The organism is Mycobacterium sp. (assembly GCF_050701675.1).
GTDB lineage: Bacteria > Actinomycetota > Actinomycetes > Mycobacteriales > Mycobacteriaceae > Mycobacterium.
Genome location: NZ_JBOGDD010000813.1, coordinates 1 through 2,738, shown reverse-complemented (window position 1 = coordinate 2,738; position 2,738 = coordinate 1). Strand labels below are relative to the sequence as shown.

The following is a 2,738-nucleotide window of genomic DNA, read 5'->3' as shown; positions in this document are numbered from 1 at the left end:
GTCGTGTCTCGATTCATTTGGCCGCCTCAACCTTTGAATGGCGTGTACAGGTGATGGCATGCCGTTGGTTGGAGATTCTGTCCGATGATCTCGTCATACGATCTGCCTCACAGGTTGTAGGACTTCGGTAAGCGACAACGTCGTGGGTTTTGCGAATTCGTTCCGCCGCGGTTGCATCGTGGCGGCCGCCGCCCAGCCCCGCGTACGTGTGTGCACCCTGAACACCAGCTAGCAGTGAGCCGTAATACGCTGCCCGCCTGCTTCTTCCGTGGATACCAGATGGCACATCGGGTGGGTGCGTGACCCCTGGTCGCATGAAGTCTTCTGGGGCAACCGACGATTCAGACAAGATCCGGATCGTCAGCGCTCGATCATGATCCGAGATTCCGGTAGTCACGCCCACGGAAGCGTCGACTGCGACATGGAGCGCGGGGCCGCGGCGGCCGCCGTTGCCGACCGTCAGCGCAGGCAAACCCAATTCCGCGAGGCGGTCGGCCCTCGTGGCGACGGTGATGAAGCCGCTGCCATAGCGGATCAGGAACGTCGTCGAATCCGTACTCGCCTTTGACGCGAGGGCTACGAGATCACACCCGTCTGGACTTGCCGTCACGATCGGCTGGCCTTGCTTGAACGCCGACATTGCCGAGTCACACTCGGTGCCGCGGTGTTGCACCCGGACCGCCTTAGGCACCGGCCTCGGGCTCAATTGACTTCGCATGGTCGCACCGTTCTTGTCTCAAATCGCAGTATGCCGACTGGTGTTTCATCCAATTCGCCAAAGAGATCCCGACCAGGGTTACCCGGCCATCGTCGAATCACTTGATTGAGTCAATTGACTAATTCGTCTGACTGAGATCATGTGGCCTGCGCACATCCCTGTCAAGACGAGAGGGTTAATCGGTTCGAACAAAATGCCGCGGGCTTCAGCAGCCGGGAGCCGCGATCGGGTACGGGAGTCGGACCGCAACTAGGCCTGGACCGTTGGGCCGCGGGCACGCAGGCGCCAGCCCCGGCTATCCGCGTTGAACCGCAAACCCGAAGCACGCAGGCGTCGGGAGTTGGCGGTTCGTATCAGCTGGGTCGGAAAATCTCAGCTACGGCGGAATACTCCGGCAGCGATCGCCGCCGCAATGGTGCGACTGGCAACCTCCGCAGATTCCTCGAGAGATTGGCGATTAGTCATGAGGTCCGCCCGAACGCATCCATCTAACAAGTTCGTGACCAGCCGCGTGATGGCCGCGATGTCCTGGTCCTGTTCGTCTTCTGCGCGGGCGTCCTCCAAGGCACTTTCAGCGAGCCCTAGCCAGGCGTCGTAGACTCGCCGGGGCATTTCGGGACGCCCCGAGCGGAGTGCCCACACGGAGATTTCGATTTCGCCCAGCTCTGCGGCGAGATTTGCGGAGATGTACTTCGCCGTCGACTGCAACAGCACGTCAACTGCGGCCGCTATACCCATGCCGGGGTGGACGTTCTCCATCGCCGGAGCGAGATCCGACCAGCCGGTCGTCGCCGAAACCGCCTCGAATAGCTCTTCTTTGGTGCTAAAGCAATAATGCAGGGCGGCAAGTGGCGCACCCGCCTCGTCTGCGATTCTGCGTGTGGTCGCGCGGGCGACTCCGTGCTGCTCGATGACGCGACTTGCGGCCTCGATGAATTGTTGCCGACGGTCCGCGCTCGGTACATGCGCCATGGTCCCACTACCCTCCTAACCTAGCTGGGTGGGTCGCCGCCGGTGACGCGGGCAGCCCGAACCGCTAGGTGCTAGCTACCCACAGATTACGCACACGCGATTCGATGATCGATCAGTGTCGGGCTCTGGGCGAAATGTGAGTATGTGGCTCAGGGGCCGACAGTCGCCTTGAGAACGATGCCTTCAGCATGATGCACGATCCGGTCAGGCATCGCTGGGGAGATGGAGGCCTCGCTGAAGCCCTGTCCCCGTCGGGATAACGCCAGGGCAGTCGCCTGGTGGTCGTGCCGTTCCGGGACTTCAGCCTGTCAGCCGCTGGCCTCCAGGAGGGCAATCTGAGCCGGGCCAACGGCTGGACGGGCGGTGAGGTCGAAATGAGCTGATTCGCGGGACGGACTCGGCGAGCCGACTGCGTCACGAACTGCGTCACGACCGACTTACGTCCATGGCGCGGCGGTCCCCCGAGTGCGACACCTTGGCCGAGGTGTCTCCTCACGGGACTAGCTGCCGCGTGATCAAAGCCTGTCGATCCCGGGACTCTGCCGGGGAACGCGGTCTTTGATCCAGTAAGACTCGCCCCTGAGGCGCAACACTTCTCATGCCATCCCAGCGGACTGTTTGGGCACAGCGCGGCCACCACCGAGCCGACCAACGCGTCATCAACCTGCGGCGAGTGCCCCAAGCTCAGCCCATGCTCGTGCAACCCGGGGCACCATCCTTACTCGACGAGCCCCCTGAGATGCTCGTTCAAGAAGGTGCCACTCGGATCGAGCTCCCGCCGAATCGCAACGAAGTCGTGGTAGCGGGGAAACACTGCGGCCGCGCGTTCAGCGGTCATCATGTGGCCCTTGCCCCAATGTGGCCGCGCCTCAAATTCTGCTAGAACGTCATGGATCCCACGGAAGAATTTGTCGTTGTCGGGATTGCTCAGAGTCCGACACAGACCAATGGCTACGCTGTCACGGCCATGTGCTGGCGCGAGCATGCCTGGCTCGCCCTTCACGGTCCGGAATTCGACGGGATAGACGTCTGGATATGTGTCCAAGAG

Annotated in this window: 3 protein-coding genes; all 3 read right to left on the bottom strand. The window is 62.1% G+C overall.

The window, feature by feature from the left end; translation table 11 throughout:
* Nucleotides 1-13: 13 nt before the first annotated feature.
* On the bottom strand, nucleotides 14-640 hold the full coding sequence (locus tag ACRDUX_RS24895) for a 3,4-dihydroxy-2-butanone-4-phosphate synthase (protein WP_526417533.1): 627 nt from the start codon (nucleotides 638-640) through the stop codon (nucleotides 14-16).
* A 450-nt stretch (nucleotides 641-1,090) separates the two neighbouring features.
* Nucleotides 1,091-1,690: a TetR/AcrR family transcriptional regulator gene (locus tag ACRDUX_RS24890; RefSeq protein WP_526417530.1), complete on the bottom strand. Its 600-nt coding sequence runs from the start codon at nucleotides 1,688-1,690 to the stop codon at nucleotides 1,091-1,093.
* Between the two features lie 718 nt (nucleotides 1,691-2,408).
* Nucleotides 2,409-2,738: D-arabinono-1,4-lactone oxidase (locus tag ACRDUX_RS24885; protein ID WP_526417528.1), on the bottom strand; the 330-nt coding region annotated here is incomplete at its 5' end.